We start from the raw sequence: 15,982 nt of genomic DNA, 5'->3' as shown, positions 1-15,982 counted from the left end.
AATATAAAATCTTATAATAGTTGGACTTATTGATATATCTGAATACTCCATGATAATTTGTTCGTTACCTGAAAAGAAAACACAACCCTTCAATCTCATTTTCATGATTGAAGGGTTGTTCCTTTTCTAACGATTGATCGTTTGCAGGTCTTTCAGTTATCAACACTTTTAATAAGTTTTACTCAAGGTTAGCATGTTTGCCATACATTTTGTTCGTGTCTAAGCCTTTTTTCTCCATGAACCTCAAGATCAAGGCATCATAGAAAAGTAAAACTGTTTGTTCAAAGAGAGACCCCATTGGTTGAATGGTTTTATAATCGCTCTCCGATTGATCTTTGGGCGATCCAGGCATTTGGATCGCCATGTCGGCTATCTGTCCAATGGTCGATTCAGGAAAAATGGTGACAGCCGCTAGCTTCCCGCCGATCGCTTTTGCTTTTTCAGCCATAGATACTAAACTTTTTGTTTCTCCAGAACCTGAGCCGATAATCAATAGATCCTCTTTCTCAAAATTAGGCGTGATCGTTTCGCCAATGACATAAGAGTCAATTCCCATATGCATCATTCTCATGGCAAAAGATTTTCCCATAAAGCCAGATCTTCCTGCACCCGCGACAAAAACCTTAGTCGCTTTGAGAATCGCGTTGACGAGTTCTTCAGCTTCTGCATCTGAAATTAAGCCTATTGACCGCTGAAGTTCTTTTGAGATTTCAGCTAAATACTGAGTGGTCTGCATTTCCTAAGTTACTCCGCCGTAACCAATTCTTTCATTTTGGCAGCTGCAGCTTTCTTATCCTCTTGACCGGTGATCCCGCCGCCAACAATGATTAAGTCTGGTTTTATTTCAATCACTTCTGAAAGAGTTTCTAATTTAATGCCGCCAGCGATCGCAGTCTTCGCATTTTTTACCACACTTTTAATTGTTTCTAGATCCTTAAATGAGTTTTGGCCAACGGCTTGCAAATCATAGCCGGTGTGAACACAAATATAATCAACACCCATACCATCTAATTCTTTGGCACGACCAGCAAGGTCTTTTACAGCGATCATATCAACAAGGATTTTCTTCCCTTGTTTTTTGGCTTCTTCTACCGCGCCTTTAATCGACATATCTTCAGCGGTTCCAAGAATTGTAATGATGTCAGCACCTGCTTCAGAAGCTTTCATGACTTCATATCCAGCGGCATCCATGATTTTTAAGTCTGCTAATACTTTTAAATTAGGGAATGCCTCTTTAACGGCTTTTACTGCATGAAGGCCTTCATTGATAACAACAGGGGTCCCTATTTCAACGATATCGATATGTTCTTCGACTTCTTTAATCAATTCAATGGCTTCTGGTATGTTTACTAAATCTAATGCTAATTGTAATTCCATTTTATGTTTCACTCCTAGTTTGTTTTTTTATCACGTTAAAATCCGGTAGAATTCATGCTTTTCTTTCGCTTTGCAAGACACGAGAAATTCGCCTGTATGGGTCGTTAAAGTCTCTGTAACTCTTCTCACTAGAGCCGCATTAAATCGTGTCGTGCGTAATCATTATTCGTGACTTAACTCCTTTCTATTCTTCTCCCTTATTTCTAAAAAAGATGGCTGTCAATCCTCCTTCATTTTAAGGCTTACCTTTTTACACGTGAAGAGTGCACTTTTTTGTAAGGTAGTTACAAATAAGTTACTATTATAAAATAAGGGGGATTTTTCATGAGCGACACATTAAGAGAAGACATCAAAGAAAAGTTATTAAATGGGGATTTTAATTGTGAAAAAGAACTCACCTTATCAATTATTAGCGGTAAATGGAAAATTGTTATTTTATGGTACTTAGGTACAGAAGGTCCGCTTCGTTTTAGTGATCTTCAAAGACTTTTTCCTAAAATCTCTCATAAAATTTTATCTAACCAATTACATGAATTAATGGAAGATGGCATCGTCCATCGAGAGGTATATCCTGAGGTGCCTCCAAAAGTCGAATACTCTTTGACTGAACTTGGAATGACATTGCTTCCGATCATCGAAATGATGTATGAATGGGGAAAAAAACGTCTTGCCGAATTCATGAAAGAAACTGAACTCACACATAAATAAGTTCGAAACCTTTCATAAGCCGATCACTATTCGCTTTTAGACGATAAGGAAAAAGTCCAATTTCTCATTAGGATTCGTGAGAAATTGGACTTTTCATCGTCTTTTCATGTCAATTTGTGTTGGGTACCCATTCTTCCATAACGAATACACGCACCTGAAATTCTGACTAAATTTCTATGCGTTGGTCACAGACGCCTAAACTTGTTGATTGCATCAGTTCTAACTGTTGAAGTTTTAACTCAAACAAGGTTAGAGGGTCTCTGAAAAGCTCTGGATTTTCTTTCATCGTGCTTAAGATTTCTTGATAGTCTTTAATCGCCTTTTCCGTCTCTATTAAGGTTTTGTCTTGAACATCAAATGGCTCTTTGAAAAATAAATGAATATCGCGCTCGATCGATTTCTCGAAATAGTCAAACGGCTGCATAAATTCATCGATAAGCGCCGTTGCGATTGCGCTGTAATCCTGACTTTCTATAAGCTGTTTATATTTGTTCGAGAGCAATTCCTTATTTTTAGATAGGTTGCCAAGCAGTTTTCCAGCACTTTTTAATAATAACTGTGCAGGTGTCGAGCGCATCAATATATTGATTTTATTGAGCTGTACAGGTCTGATGGTCATCCGGTCCATATCGCGGCTCCAGTCATTGAGTACTTTAAAGTCACATGTCATGGTGACTTCCTCCCCAAATAACTGATAAAAACTCTCGCTCATCTCATCAAGATAAACTTGGGTATCTTGAAATTCTCCCTCACATTTTGCTAACCATCCTTGGAGGGTAACCTTAATATCACGCAAGACGAACTGATCCAAATAGTCCATTACTCGATGATTCATTTCATCATTTAGTGCGACATGTATGTTTCCAAAATCACGCTTAGTATCGACTAGCTCGGCACAATTTCGGAGTATTTCAGGTATTTTCAACATCAGACTCTGTCTCAAGTCATCCATGATTTGTGTATAAGATTTCTGAATGACTTGTATTTTCTGCTCTTCTAGATCACTCAGTTGATTGTAGGCCCCTTTTAGTTTTGAAACGAATTCTTCCTTCCACTTTACTTTATCAATGATCGAGTTTTCCATCTCTACCCGTTGCTCGAGTAAATAACCAATTACCTTTTTAATGTAAAAGAGTAATCGTGAAGTTCGTTCCATAGTTGAATCATCTTCCATCAACATTCTTACCATTATGGATAATTTTCTAGAAAGACTTTCACGTTCCTCATAAGCCGAAGCACTAATAATCCGAGCTTCCGGAAAATAGAGCTTAATTTCCAGTTCATTTCTCTTAAGTTGTTCTTTCCTATCTTCATGAATTTCGTTCCTGCTCGTTTGCCACAATAGAAAATGAATCGGTAACTCAGATACTTGATCCCTCATTCTAATCGCCATATCCAGATCTCTTCCTTTGAGAGGTGAGTCTGAATTCAAAATAAAGAGAACACTGTCGGCCAAATTCAAATAATGAAACACGTTATTTCTTAATTTTCTCTGATCAACAAGTTCTGGCGTGTCTATCAGAACAAGGGACTGTTTATTTAAAAAGTCGTTAGGTATCTCACAATTAATCAGGGACCCGAGTTGGGTTGATTGTCTTAATTCCTTTAAGTCCGACAATTCTTTTACTTCATTCTCTGTAACAGCAAGAATTCCCGCTTTTTCTGAATGCCTAAACAGGACTGTAGCAGGACTCGCCTCTTCTAAAAGGTCCACATCAAGCAGATGATTCAAAATATCCGACTTTCCGCTCTTTGTAGAACCGGCAATTAACAGATGATAATGGTCACTATCCGCAAGCTCACGAACCATCCATTCAAAACGCTTATCAATCAACAACTCTTCCTCTTCCGCCCAGTCCATAATAGATTCAAAGAGTTTAAACCCATCCTCGAGCCCATCTAAAGACTCGGTTGATTGATTAACTAACCGTTCAGCCTGCTCCACTATAGCTGAGTCAATTTGGTCAGGGTAGGCACGATTCCAGACTAGTACAGCCGAAGCGGGAACATGAGCCTCCATTGATGAAGTCATCTTCAACCAATTGGATAAATGATCGGGAATTAAATAAGAAAACGTGCTTATTAAATGCTTCCCATCAATTAATTCAAAATACGTATTTTTATATAAGCGTGAAAGAGGCTCTAGAATTTCGAAATCGTCAAATTCAAGAAGCAACCCATTAATTTCCTGCAGCCACGCAAAATAAAAAGTCGTTTGCCGATAACTGTTCCAAAGGGCAGTGGTAAGCCTTATGAAACGAGTGGGATCGATTCGATAATAGGCCTTCAAGACATCCGTAAAATACTTTGGCACTTTATCAACCGTATGACCTTGGTCCACATAATAGACTAATCGGTCTAGCCAAGAAGGCGCTTCTGTTCGGTCCACTTCATTGACAGCCAGTTGAACAGCTTGATCCCATATACTGTTATCCTCATAAAAGACCCGGGCTAATTCAGTGACATTGGCGTATTCAGGGTTTAATTGAACTGCCTCATTAATTGATTTTACCGCTTTCTCGTTCTCTTTCAGCTGGCTATATAATGAAAAGAGCTGCAGAAGGACTTCCATCTTCAATACTTGAGATTCGGTTTCAACCATATGATAGTATTCCTCGGCGATCGCTAGCAAATTCAATTCATAGTGGGCATCGGCAATATTTTTCATTGCCCATGGCTTTAAATCATTTGAAACAGACTCCCACTTATAAATAGCGGCTTCATAATCTTTATTTATAAAATAAACTTCCCCTTGTGCAAAGCGAAAATCGGATAGCTCAGGAATCTCTTTCTGTTGTTCATCCAAGAATTGTTCAGCTAGCACCTTAATCGGATTTTCAAGTTTCTTTTCATCCATAAATCTTTGATAATAGGATTTACTAATTAATTCTTCTAATGTCATCTTATTAGTTCCTCTCAGTCCTTTTTCATTCTTCTTTAGTGCTTCATCCTCATTCCAAACGTTTACAACATTTGGTGAACGATTTTCGAAAGATCTTTACCATTTGCTCGACTCGTAACAAATGAGCAAAATTTGTTTTAGGCATAAGAAATAAGAATAATATTATTAGAAAAACTCGGCTTATCGCCGAGTCTTAATGGCGAAAGTCGAAGTTTTTCTTATACGATCATCCATAATCGCTTTAGCGAAATTTTATATGCTGTTTGTATAAAAAGTTCACCTATAAGTATTCGTCTTACAGGTGGGTTTTTGTACCCAAAAACAGGAGCCCCCTCCAAGACACATTCTAAATTAAATAAATGAATTCAGCCTTAAGTTTATTCTCCCTATTAGCCACAGCCTATTTTAATGGCATTTCATGATGCGACAAAAAGAAGGTGACTTGACACAAGCCTAGGTAAGTTGCATTAGCAATGAATCCGTCTATTAATTTAGGACTCCCATACATATTCCCTATCCAATTTGTTAATAATTTTCAAGTGAATGATTTTTGGCCATAAAGGGATGGTGTATGGGTCTTGGATGAATTTATGGAAAAAATTAAGGAGGTTCACATATCTCCTCACTTAAAGGAAAATACAGATTATATAGATGATTTGATCGGAGTGGGAAAAAGCTGGGATATCTTAGCCAAGCCATTCTCATATGGAAATCTCAATCTGATGTCTTATACAACAAATGGATTTTTCCTGACTATGAATATGGTCATGATTCTAGAGAATTTAGAAAAAAGTATCGGTGACTTTATTGCTAAACATTCGGAAGAGAAATTTCAACTTGATGAATTAGTTGATTTCTTAAATACGAATGTTTCGTTTGTACAGGTTCAATCCGTTCCAAAAATGTATGATGCGGTTAGATTCATTTTATCAGGTACGTTGATTATTTTCATCGATGGCTATGATCAAAGTCTTTTAATCGATACACGAATTTACCCGATGCGCAGTATTGCACCGCCAATGACAGAACGGTTGATCCGCGGGCCGCATGATGGGTTTACGGAAGCCATGCTTATGAATACCTCAATGATAAGAAGGCGGTTAAGAGATCCCCGTTTACGTGTTGAGTTAATGCAAATTGGCTCCCGTTCGCAAACGGATGTAAGCATTATGTACATAGATGATATCGTTAATAAAGATATATTAGAAAACATTAAAAATCGATTAAAATCGATTAATTCAGACGGTATTATTATGGGGGAACAGTCGGTTGCGGAATGGATCGGCCGAGTCAAATGGAATCCATACCCCATTGTGCGTTATACGGAGCGACCAGACGTGGCAGCAACTGCCTTAATTGAAGGTCATATCGTTATTGTTGTCGATAACAGTCCCGAAATTATTATCGCTCCAATCACGTTATTTCAGCACTTACAGCATCCTCAAGAATTCCATTCCTATCCCCTCTTTGGGACTTATATGCGATGGATCATCTTATTATCTGTGTTAGGGAGTACGCTGCTGCCGGGAGTCTTCCTTTTGTGCAATCAGTATCCGCATTGGATTCCTGAATGGATGACCTTCTTTAAAGCTCAAAGGAGTGATCCCCTGCCATTATGGACGGAAATTTTATTAGGTGAGTTATTTATTGATGTTTTAAGACTTGCCGTCATTAACACACCACAAGTTCTAGGTTCAGCTGTCAGTATCCTTGCTTCGATCGTATTCGGACAGTTTGCGAGTTCAATCCACTTATTACAACCAGAAGTGATGGTCTATATTGCTTTTGTGATGATTATGGAATTTGCCACTTCTTCCTATGAAGTGGCTGAAGCGAATCAAATGTCTAGAATCGGCTTGCTTATTTGTACAGCATTAGGTAGAAAATGGGGCTTTTTGATTGGACTTATAGGACTATTTGTTCTGTTATTAAGAACGAAATCCTTTGGTATTCCTTACCTTTGGCCGCTTATCCCCTTTCGATGGAAAAATGGGTTGGTTGAAGTCATCCTTCGTAGACCAATAGTTGATATAACCGGACGGCCAAAAGTCTTAATCCCTAAGAAGCAAAAACGAAAAGGGACTTAGAGTAAGACGAACTAGGTCAGACTGGGATGAGTCATTATCAAGTCCTCTAATCTGAATGATCTTTAGAATTTAAGAGCCGTTAACAAATGATTGAAAAGCCGGTCTCCATTGTTTTAGGAGATCGGCTTTCTTAGACGTTTTCGGATCCATTAGACTTTATAATGTCCAGTAAATAGCAAGTATGTTAAGGAGGTTATGAGAAAGTAAAAAAACCGTAATGGGTGGGGAGTCTGTTTTACCCGTTATATACTCCAGGGCATTCATTCGGTAGATAAAAACAATGCTGTTTGAATTGACCTGCAAATGGCTGATCGAACCAAGTTGTTGGACATGGAGCGTGAGGATTTAAATACCACAAAGCCCACCTAGAAGGGGAATGGACCCAGTAATCCAAAGTTTGTTTGGCTAATCTTTTCTCTTTCGTTCTGGCTGGGGAGTAAAACAAATTACCCTTTTGAACCGCTTCAAAGGAATAATTTCCTCCTTGTACTTGAAAGATGACTTGCTGAACGGATCTTAGCCCTTTAAAATCTAAACAATCAGCTTTTAAGCGATTAACGATTACATTCCCTACCATCAATTCTCCCATTGGACCTTCACCTTCCGCTTCGGCTCTCATCATCCTTGCCACCAAAGCGATATCAGCTGTCGTATATTTTACTCTTGGCATCCTTTTCACCTCCGCTTTAACTTTATGATAAAAAACGGGCTTTATGTTAATGGCCAAACATACTTCCATTATATTTATGTAAGTGACCGTTTAGAAAAACTTGGCTTATCGTTTGGTTTTTGCCCGTTGACTATATGAGAAAGACCAATTTAAAATTGACGAAAAAAAATATGGAAGAACTTGTTAAAATTGGAAAGTCTGAACACAATTATTACAGAAATGGGTGCCGCAAAAGCCTATTATTAAATAGCTGTCTAAAAACCTTACTGAATTTCTGCACCACTAGTTAGGAAAGGGCTTGACGGGCAGCCAATATCCACTTCGATTGATCGAGAGGATTCACACCCACACGTTTTCTTTCTGCCTCCACTTCTGGAGGACATTCCTTATATCCTTTAAAAGAACGGGTTAACGTCCCCCGCCCTTTTGTCATGGAAGCTAAACGTTTTGGAAAATCGAGAGAGGTGGAAACAGGGAGTTCGCCCTCCAACTCCATTCGTCCATCTTGAATAATCGGTGTTTCAAATGTTCCTCTCATTTGGATCACTTCATTCATCAGTTTTCCGCCAAATTCTTCTGGAACAGATAACCGGACCTTTAATAGGGGTTCAAGAAGCTGGGTTCCCGTCTTTTGAAGGCCATCCATGATTCCCATTGGTGTTGCAACAGCGAAATCTAGAGGATGTGTATGATACACATGATGCTCACCTTCAACCAACGTCACGATTAAATCTGTGACCTCCCATCCTCTAAGCCCTTGCTTTAAAGCCTCCGGAACACTCAGAGGAGAACCAATAATATCACCAATTCTCACATCATTAAATCCGTACACCACAGCAAGATCGCCCGCCTTCATGACACCAAGATCCTTCGTTTTTGAACCTTCCACCCAACGGATTTGCGTTACTTTTTCCTGAATGCCACGTGTGTGATTCATCACCAAGTCCCGATTCTGCATGGTACCATCATAAAGCCGAACATAAGCCATTCTTCCCATCAATGGATCTCGATCGAGTTTAAAGACAAGGCCTGATAGCGGCGCATTTATTTCTCCTTTTGGTGACGGAAGATAACGAACAGCTGCGTCCATTAATTCAGGAATTCCAATACCGAGTTTTGAAGCGCCAAATAAAATGGGGAAAAGATCCGAATCGTGGACCATTCTTTCTAAGGCTTCTTCCATGTCAGATTTTAAGAGATTACCCGTATCCAAATACTCCACTAATAACGACTCATCTTGCTCTGCAATCACTTCCATAAGTTCTATTTTAGTGGATGAGTCTTCCTCATCTATGACATTTATCACGTCTGTGAATGTTTCTTCCAATCCTAAAGATTGCTGTATTGGAATGGCCTTATTGGAAAGAGACTTATTTATCGATTCAACCACTTTATCTAGATTTGCTCCGATTCGGTCCAATTTATTTACAAAGAGCAAGGTTGGAAGGTTAAGTGAACGCAGGGCTTGCCACACCATTTCCGTTTGCGCCTGCACGCCTTCAACCGCTGAAACAATGAGGATAGCCCCATCCATTACTCGAAGCGTTCGCTCTACCTCTGAGATAAAATCGATATGACCAGGCGTATCAATCAATTGAAAGATCGTGTCCTTCCACGTAAATTGAGTGACAGCAGAGCGCACTGAAATCCCTCTTTGGCGCTCCACATCAAGTGAATCCGTTTGGGTTGTTCCGGTGTTAACATCTCCCAATTGTTGGATGTGACCGCTTAAATACAGCATCTGTTCTGTGGTCGTCGTTTTGCCTGCATCAACATGCGCAAAAATCCCGACATTCCGCTTTTTATCTGTAGAACTCAACCTTTATCTCCTCCGCTCACTCTGAAGAAACCCGTTTCTGTCGATTAGTCCTTGTCTCTTTTGGGAAAAATAAATCTATATAAATTTGAAAGAATTGAGTGAATCAACTTGAAAGACATGACGTTTAAAGCCTTTTCTTTAACGAATGAAATCCATTTGAATAATATAGCGATTCAATGTGGAATTCCCCGAAAATACACATGGGAACAGCCGCTTATCTTAAATGCTCCGACTCTCACTAAAATTTTAAACCAGAATGTTGACGCTGCACAGTCCATTCTTGTTTTTTCTTTTGGAAGTGTGGTGTTTATTAATTTTGAACAAATTCAAGATATGCTTCCTTTTTTAAACTTCCTCAAAAACTATGAACTAGACATCCATTTAAAAAACATCTCTCGTTACAGTGATGATTACAGCTTACACATTATGGAATCTGAAGACATACAGATGACCGATGAATTTGCGATTGCCCCTCACTATGAAGCGTTTTATCCTGAAATTATTTCAACCGTTTTAGCCAAATCGGTGGCCCTTGAAAAATCTGAGGAGCAACTGGGTCGCATACTAGACCAGCTAGAAGGAATAATTGACCGCCTTGAAAGAGGGAATTTGCGAGTTGGGAATAAAGCACTTGCCCGTACACAAGCTCGAATTCTTCGTCATGAATATAATACCCTAGCCTACATTATGATTTTAGATAAGCCAGAAATCACTTGGACGAATAGCAGTGCTGGAGAATTCTACGATCAAATGATGGATTTTTTTGAACTGAATGACCGCTATAAAATATTGAAAAGTAAAACCGATATTTTATACACCATAATGGATGGCTTCTCCTCAATAAGCCATTCCATTCGTGGTTTGTTTGTCGAGTGGATCGTTGTTTTCTTAATCGTCCTTGAAATCCTCTTAACCGTATTTGAAATACTTGGTTTCCTTCCTCATACATAAAAGCGGGGCGGTTCTCCAATAGGAGAACCGCCTGCGTTTAAATGCATCACTGTTTTCCCATTTCTGGCAATCGCGTTGCTTTTACGAAATAACTTGCCATCGCTGGGAAAAGGCGTACAAGTAAGGGATAATACCGATTCGTTGGAGCAAGGGCAAACTTTTGAAATCGCCGGGCTCGTCTCAACAACTGTGCAAATTCTTGATTCGCATCCTCAGTATATCCGTTTTTCCACACTTCATAGCTTACAGCCCCTTGTAAGTACGGAATCGTCCATTTAGAAACAAGTATCGAAGAACGCAAGGCAATGGACATGCCATCCCCGCAAAGAGGCGGGATCATGAGCAGGGCATCACCGATATGCGGATACTCTGACCAAGGCTCAAGATGATTCGATAAACGAATGGGTGCAACCCCTACCTGTGTGCCGGGAACCGAACGCCCTTCAGCTAATCTTGCAGCCAATTTGGCATGACCTTTAGAGGCGGCATACAACATGTCCGTAACAGATTTTCCATTACCTTGTATAGTCTCAAGCGTCATGAGGGCCGCAACGTTGGCTGTTGCCTTCTCAACTGGCGAGATGCCCACATACCCGTCTTTACAAAGATAGAGCTCCACTCTTGATGGCACCTCAATGCCGCTAAAATGAGATTTGAATCCGACAAAAATCTGTTTATCCCTGCTCTCACTCTCAAGCAAACGCTTAGAACTGCGAGGCTTCTTAGTTCCAAATGCGCCAATGACAAGTTTGGCATAATAATCCACCCTGACTCCTTTTTGCCGAGCCTCTACCTTATAGCGCTGTTCTTCTAGCTGTGTGACGTCTGTTACAGTGACTTGGGTTAGTACTTCGCAACCAAACTCAGCTGCTTTCTCATGAAGGAATCGGTCAAGTTCAAAACGACTCATCCCATGCGCGTGTCCAGAAAAAGGCGCACTTATTTCGCCGCCGTTCGGCATGAAGAGTTTGGCATGATCCATTCTGCTCGGTTGTACCGCGAGATCGCAAATCCGTACCCCTAGGTATTCAAGCATCTCCCTTGACTCCGGTGATAAAAATTCGCCGCAAGTTTTGTGACGCGGGAATGCCTGTCGGTCCATAAGTAGTGTTTTGGCTCCGGTCTTAGCTAGCTGTATGGCGCAGCTGCTCCCCGCTATTCCGGCACCGATGATGATCACATCATAATGGTTGGTCATGCCTCCCCCCTGCCTACTTCCCTATTTTTAAAACTATCTGGCTTTGGAATAACGACAGAATAGCGGAACATAGGTCTCCATTGATAAGTCATTTCATCATTCTGAAGCCGTTCCATCAATGTCTCCCAATCCTTTCTCTTAAAACCTTTGGCTACCGAGAGTGGGGCGTCGTTTAGAATATAACGGTTGCGAGAAATAAGTCGTGCTGTGAGCCAAACGGCTGTATAAGACACAACATGCCGATGGATGTCATTAATAACCGCTCCATATCTCGAAGTCCTCAACATGTGTGACACGATTTCGACCAACTGCATCCCGTCAAAATGATGGAGAAACTGTGAGGCCGTTACGATATCAGCCGAAGCACTTGGCAATTCCCTCGCGTCTCCACGGATGACTCGGACTCGGGAATCCTTAGCGAACCATTGCCTGGCTTCTGAACAAGCTTCCTCTGTCAAATCAACGAGCGTCAACTCCATTTCGATTCCGTTCTTCTCAGCCCACTGAAGCAGTTTCCGGTTCACGTCTCCTGAACCCGCACCGACATCTACAATGGTAAGCTTATTCGGACAGCGTATGTTTCGCCATAGTTTCTCGACTCCAACTAAAGTTGGACCAGGCGCTGCAAAGATCCGATTTAATCGTCTAAGATGTTTTAACGCTTCTCTTAATTCTTCCCCACCCATCGAGAAATCGTCCATTAATTCGGCTTCTTTTGCACGTACTGACAAGGATCTAAAAAAGGGCATGATGAGATTGCTCCTGAGTCGAACGGGAGTAAGTTGGAACATAAGTAAAGCGCATCAACTCTGCTGTCAGCCCTGGACCAAATGCCAGCGCCACGCCTTCTGTAGAGCTCTTTTCTCTAAGTTCCATATCTCTTTGCATCGCGTTCAAGACGAATAGTATGGTATTAGAAGAGAGATTTCCAACCGTTCTTAAAATCTCTCGACTATAATGCGTTTGCTGATCGGTGAGGTTCATTACGTTCTGTACGGAATCGACTATCCCTTTGCCGCCTGGATGAATCGCCCACAGCTCTGGAAAATTTCCCTTAAGTAGGAATTGAAGTTCCTCTTCTAGATAAGCAGCCAAAAGCTTAGGAATGCGGGGAGACAAGTAAAGGTCAAAGCCGTGATTGCCGACTTCCCATGTCATATCACCCGTACAATCTGGGAGAAGAACCGCATACCCCGTCCCTAGTTCTAAGTAATTCCGATTTTCTTTACCCGGTTCACCTATTACACAAGCCGAAGCGCCGTCTCCGAAGAAAGAGGCAGCAAATAGCGCTTCTCTTTCTTTTACAGGTTGAAAATGAAGTGTACAGAGTTCTACACAAACAACCAGGACATGGGCATCAGGCGCATTTGGTACAACATCTCGCGCCATTTGAATCGCTTTTAATCCGGCCGAACACCCTTGGAAGATCAATGGTAATCGGTTTACTCTTGGGTTTAATTGAAGTTCACGAATGAGCAGGACATCAAGTCCAGGCAAAAATTGCCCGGTACAGCTTACCGTAATGAGATGCGTTATTTGTTCACTGGTTCTATTAGCTTCGCTTATGGCCTTCTTAGCAGCCTCAATCGCTAGAGGCAAGGCTTCTCTCTGGTAAGTCTTCATTCGTTCTTCAGTCGTCGGAATATCGGATTGTTCGCGTGAAGGCAAATAGCAGCAAGTTTCGATAGAGCCAAGGTAACTCGGCTCAACCGTATAGCGTGTTTCAACGCCGCAGGATTTGAAGATTCTCCTTGCAAATCGAGCCAAATCAGGTCTGTCTTTTAATGAGTCAGCCATTAAATCGGCAATATCAGCTTGTGCTACGGTGTAAGCGGGAAGTGCAGTCCCAATACCCAAGATAGCAGTTGTCGGGTTCAACGAAAGCCCTCCTTAACCTGAATTTCAATCGTCTGTAGTGTGTCTCTTAATATTCCCTTCTTTTCCATTTTTAAGTATTTGGGAGTGCTTGACCTAATAATGGATGAGGTATAAGACTTTTAGGACGATCAAATGGAAAGCTGCCTAATAAAATGTTCAGCAACCTGGGGTGACTCTAGCCGTGCACAAATGTAAGGCGACTGCAAATGACGTATTCCTGATAGAGGTAATCCTAACCACAACAGCTTATGATCTATTAGGATAAAATTGAAAGGGAGAGACTGTTCGATCCAATTGGCAGGTTGAATATCCGCAAGTGGCGTGTTCGAAATCAAGGTGATCAGAGCACGTTGCTCTCTCATTATCGGCAGCCAGTCATTAAGTGATGGCGTTATATCTGATAAAGAGAGAAGGATGGAAGTCTTAGCCTGGGATAAGTCTTCCATCACTTTAGTCAAATTTTTTGCATGCAGCCATTGCAGCTTTGGATGTTGATGCTTAATCCAACTGCCGATCTGTTGCTTTCCAATGCTTTGTCCATGATTCTCTTGGTGCGTTAAGAGTTGTCTAATGAGTTTATTAGGATTCACTTTATCGCCAAAAAACGACGTATCACTGACTTGAATAAATTTCCCTTGGGTCCGTGTTAATGCCACATTGATTAAGCGTTCACTCTCTTTTCCTGTTAGCAGATAACCCGATCGCTCTTCAGGGAAGCTGTCGACGGTATCAAATATCATACATTCGCGTTCACTGCCCTGAAAGCGATGAACGGTGGCTGAAAGTAAATCCACATTTTGTGGTTCCTTTATAATGTCTGAAATAAGCTTTTCCATAAATTGGGCCTGTGCTCTATATGGTGTCACATAGCCAATTGATTTTGTGCCGTTTAATAGAGACTCTAGAATCAACTGAAAGGACAAAAGAAGCTGCCAGAGATTAAAACGCGAATGGGTGTTTTTCTCTTTCATGCAATAGCTTCCCATCCCTTTTGCATCTAATAATATAGAGGCTTGTCCTTTAAAAGGCTCACGTTCTGCTAACGCATGTCTTGTTTGATGAACACTCGGGTGATCGGTCACAAGTGTTTGATAAATAACCTGATTGGTAAAAGCCGAAATATCAGGATGCATCCTTCTTTGCTGATTAAGCAAAAAGAGATGAGGATGGCGATTGGTTTGAAGTTCTTGAACAACGCCTGCTTTATGAAAAATATCTTCTTTTAACCATTCCGTAACCAACGGGTCTCGTGATGCGGCAATAGGAGGCAGTTGTTTAAAATCGCCGCAAACAATGAGCCGTTTCCCTAATGAGGCAGCAAAGGCGGCCTGTGGAACATACACCATGCTCGCCTCATCAACAATGACCACATCAAATGTCTGGGAGAATAAGGTTTCATCGGTTGCAGCTTTTGCAAGTGTTGCCCCAATTATAGAAGCTTCTTTTACTAGTTGATGTTCCTTAGAACGAAGCTTTTCAAGGAAATGTGTCAGTTTTTTTTCAATTTCTAAAAGAGACTTTGAATCTCTTTTACTAAAAGAAAGCCCCAAATCTTTTGTTAGTGCGAGTTTTTCTTTTAGTAACTGCTCCCGTTCATCGATGAGTCGGGGTTCTTGTTTCTCAAGCAAGTAACTGACGGTTAATTCGGGATGCTGTGCTTTTAACTCGTCGGACTCTGACCCGTAGCGCATAACTTTACCTGTCGTCTGATAGTCCTTCTTCTTTAGGAATCTCGCCACTTCCCCAATCAAAACATCCACCGCTTGGTTACTTTGTGACAAAATCAATACCTTTCGATTCTTCAAGTAATGATTGGCCGCTACACGTGCAAGCGTATAAGTTTTTCCAGTTCCAGGTGGTCCCCATACAAACGTTACAGGATTGTAGGTAGAACGAAGCAACAGCTCATGAACAGACGTTTTTATTTTATGAGAAGGGTGATTCACTTCGAGTGACGGCTCCATTAAAGCCTGTACACGAGTCCTCTTCCTCTTGCTCTTTTTGATCTCATCTAATCTTTGGTTTAATTGTTCCAATAATTCCCACGGGTCATGGAATAAAAGGCAATCGTTAATCAAATCCCCAAGCGATTTCTCAAGTGCGACCATCACACTTCTGCCTTCTGTTGAAAGAATTTGCCCCTTTATCGATGTCTTCCCCCATTCGATTCTTACCGAAGTCCCTGCAGGAATCTTCAGTGTTATGACTGTATCAAAGAAATAGATAGAAGTATCTGCCGACTCTACTAATCGACCATTTGTCAGTGTATATTTAGTGCCGCCAAATGTTTTTAAATGTTTAATTTCTAAGTTTAGCGCTTTCTGCCATTGCTTAATATAGCTCAAAGAAGGTACTCCTCTTGTTTCAATCATGATGTAATGGGTTATCTCTA

12 protein-coding genes are annotated in these 15,982 nt (G+C 40.8%); 3 read left to right on the top strand and 9 right to left on the bottom strand.

Annotated elements, in window-relative coordinates; translation table 11 throughout:
- Positions 1-178: 178 nt before the first annotated feature.
- Positions 179-736 (bottom strand): 6-phospho-3-hexuloisomerase, encoded by a 558-nt coding sequence (gene hxlB, locus PU629_RS11125; RefSeq protein ID WP_275284316.1) that lies wholly within the window; start codon positions 734-736, stop codon positions 179-181.
- Between the two features lie 8 nt (positions 737-744).
- The gene (gene hxlA / locus PU629_RS11120; protein WP_275284315.1) at positions 745-1,377 is read right to left on the bottom strand and encodes a 3-hexulose-6-phosphate synthase; all 633 of its coding nucleotides are present in this window, start codon (positions 1,375-1,377) and stop codon (positions 745-747) included.
- 324 nt (positions 1,378-1,701) lie between these two features.
- Here hxlA and PU629_RS11115 point away from each other — a divergent pair, with 324 nt between their 5' ends.
- On the top strand, positions 1,702-2,085 hold the full coding sequence (locus PU629_RS11115) for a winged helix-turn-helix transcriptional regulator (protein ID WP_275284314.1): 384 nt from the start codon (positions 1,702-1,704) through the stop codon (positions 2,083-2,085).
- A gap of 166 nt (positions 2,086-2,251) precedes the next feature.
- Here PU629_RS11115 and PU629_RS11110 read toward each other — a convergent pair whose 3' ends face one another.
- Positions 2,252-4,987, bottom strand: coding sequence for a P-loop NTPase family protein (locus tag PU629_RS11110; protein WP_275284313.1), 2,736 nt, complete (start codon positions 4,985-4,987; stop codon positions 2,252-2,254).
- 590 nt (positions 4,988-5,577) lie between these two features.
- On the opposite strand from PU629_RS11110, the gene PU629_RS11105 reads away from it, so the two are divergent.
- Complete coding sequence (locus PU629_RS11105; RefSeq protein WP_275284312.1) at positions 5,578-7,074, top strand: spore germination protein; 1,497 nt, start codon at positions 5,578-5,580, stop codon at positions 7,072-7,074.
- A 235-nt stretch (positions 7,075-7,309) separates the two neighbouring features.
- Here PU629_RS11105 and PU629_RS11100 read toward each other — a convergent pair whose 3' ends face one another.
- Both PU629_RS11100 and PU629_RS11095 read right to left on the bottom strand, forming a co-directional pair.
- A complete protein-coding gene (locus PU629_RS11100; protein WP_275284311.1) occupies positions 7,310-7,744 on the bottom strand; it encodes a cell wall hydrolase in 435 nt (144 codons plus the stop codon).
- A 286-nt stretch (positions 7,745-8,030) separates the two neighbouring features.
- Positions 8,031-9,563 (bottom strand): GTP-binding protein, encoded by a 1,533-nt coding sequence (locus PU629_RS11095; RefSeq protein ID WP_275284310.1) that lies wholly within the window; start codon positions 9,561-9,563, stop codon positions 8,031-8,033.
- A gap of 117 nt (positions 9,564-9,680) precedes the next feature.
- Here PU629_RS11095 and PU629_RS11090 point away from each other — a divergent pair, with 117 nt between their 5' ends.
- Complete coding sequence (locus tag PU629_RS11090; protein WP_275284402.1) at positions 9,681-10,514, top strand: RMD1 family protein; 834 nt, start codon at positions 9,681-9,683, stop codon at positions 10,512-10,514.
- Positions 10,515-10,560: 46 nt separating this feature from the next.
- Here the strand turns inward: PU629_RS11090 and PU629_RS11085 are convergent, their stop codons facing one another.
- The 4 genes from PU629_RS11085 to PU629_RS11070 all read right to left on the bottom strand — a co-directional run bounded on the left by PU629_RS11085 (position 10,561) and on the right by PU629_RS11070 (position 15,935).
- On the bottom strand, positions 10,561-11,712 hold the full coding sequence (locus PU629_RS11085; RefSeq protein WP_275284309.1) for an FAD-dependent oxidoreductase: 1,152 nt from the start codon (positions 11,710-11,712) through the stop codon (positions 10,561-10,563).
- Positions 11,709-12,461 carry a methyltransferase domain-containing protein gene (locus PU629_RS11080; protein ID WP_275284308.1) on the bottom strand — a complete coding sequence of 251 codons (753 nt, stop codon included), beginning with the start codon at positions 12,459-12,461 and terminating at the stop codon, positions 11,709-11,711. Before PU629_RS11080 ends, PU629_RS11085 begins: the two co-directional genes overlap by 4 nt.
- Positions 12,448-13,590 carry a type III polyketide synthase gene (locus PU629_RS11075; RefSeq protein ID WP_275284307.1) on the bottom strand — a complete coding sequence of 381 codons (1,143 nt, stop codon included), beginning with the start codon at positions 13,588-13,590 and terminating at the stop codon, positions 12,448-12,450. The genes PU629_RS11080 and PU629_RS11075 overlap by 14 nt, the downstream gene beginning before the upstream one ends.
- 128 nt (positions 13,591-13,718) lie before the next feature.
- Positions 13,719-15,935: an AAA domain-containing protein gene (locus tag PU629_RS11070; protein WP_343076311.1), complete on the bottom strand. Its 2,217-nt coding sequence runs from the start codon at positions 15,933-15,935 to the stop codon at positions 13,719-13,721.
- Between the last annotated feature and the right edge of the window lie 47 nt (positions 15,936-15,982).

Origin of the sequence: Pullulanibacillus sp. KACC 23026, from assembly GCF_029094525.1 — a bacterium.
Lineage (GTDB): Bacteria > Bacillota > Bacilli > Bacillales > Sporolactobacillaceae > KACC-23026.
The sequence above is the reverse complement of the archived record's forward strand: the minus strand, read 5'-3'. Positions and strand labels throughout refer to the sequence as shown.

Coding starts and splice junctions, on each gene's coding strand:
- hxlB (WP_275284316.1), bottom strand. CDS start 736: ATGCAGACCACTCAGTATTTAGCTGAAATCTCAAAAGAACTTCAGCGG.
- hxlA (WP_275284315.1), bottom strand. CDS start 1,377: ATGGAATTACAATTAGCATTAGATTTAGTAAACATACCAGAAGCCATT.
- PU629_RS11115 (WP_275284314.1), top strand. CDS start 1,702: ATGAGCGACACATTAAGAGAAGACATCAAAGAAAAGTTATTAAATGGG.
- PU629_RS11110 (WP_275284313.1), bottom strand. CDS start 4,987: ATGACATTAGAAGAATTAATTAGTAAATCCTATTATCAAAGATTTATG.
- PU629_RS11105 (WP_275284312.1), top strand. CDS start 5,578: ATGGAAAAAATTAAGGAGGTTCACATATCTCCTCACTTAAAGGAAAAT.
- PU629_RS11100 (WP_275284311.1), bottom strand. CDS start 7,744: ATGCCAAGAGTAAAATATACGACAGCTGATATCGCTTTGGTGGCAAGG.
- PU629_RS11090 (WP_275284402.1), top strand. CDS start 9,681: ATGACGTTTAAAGCCTTTTCTTTAACGAATGAAATCCATTTGAATAAT.
- PU629_RS11085 (WP_275284309.1), bottom strand. CDS start 11,712: ATGACCAACCATTATGATGTGATCATCATCGGTGCCGGAATAGCGGGG.
- PU629_RS11080 (WP_275284308.1), bottom strand. CDS start 12,461: ATGCCCTTTTTTAGATCCTTGTCAGTACGTGCAAAAGAAGCCGAATTA.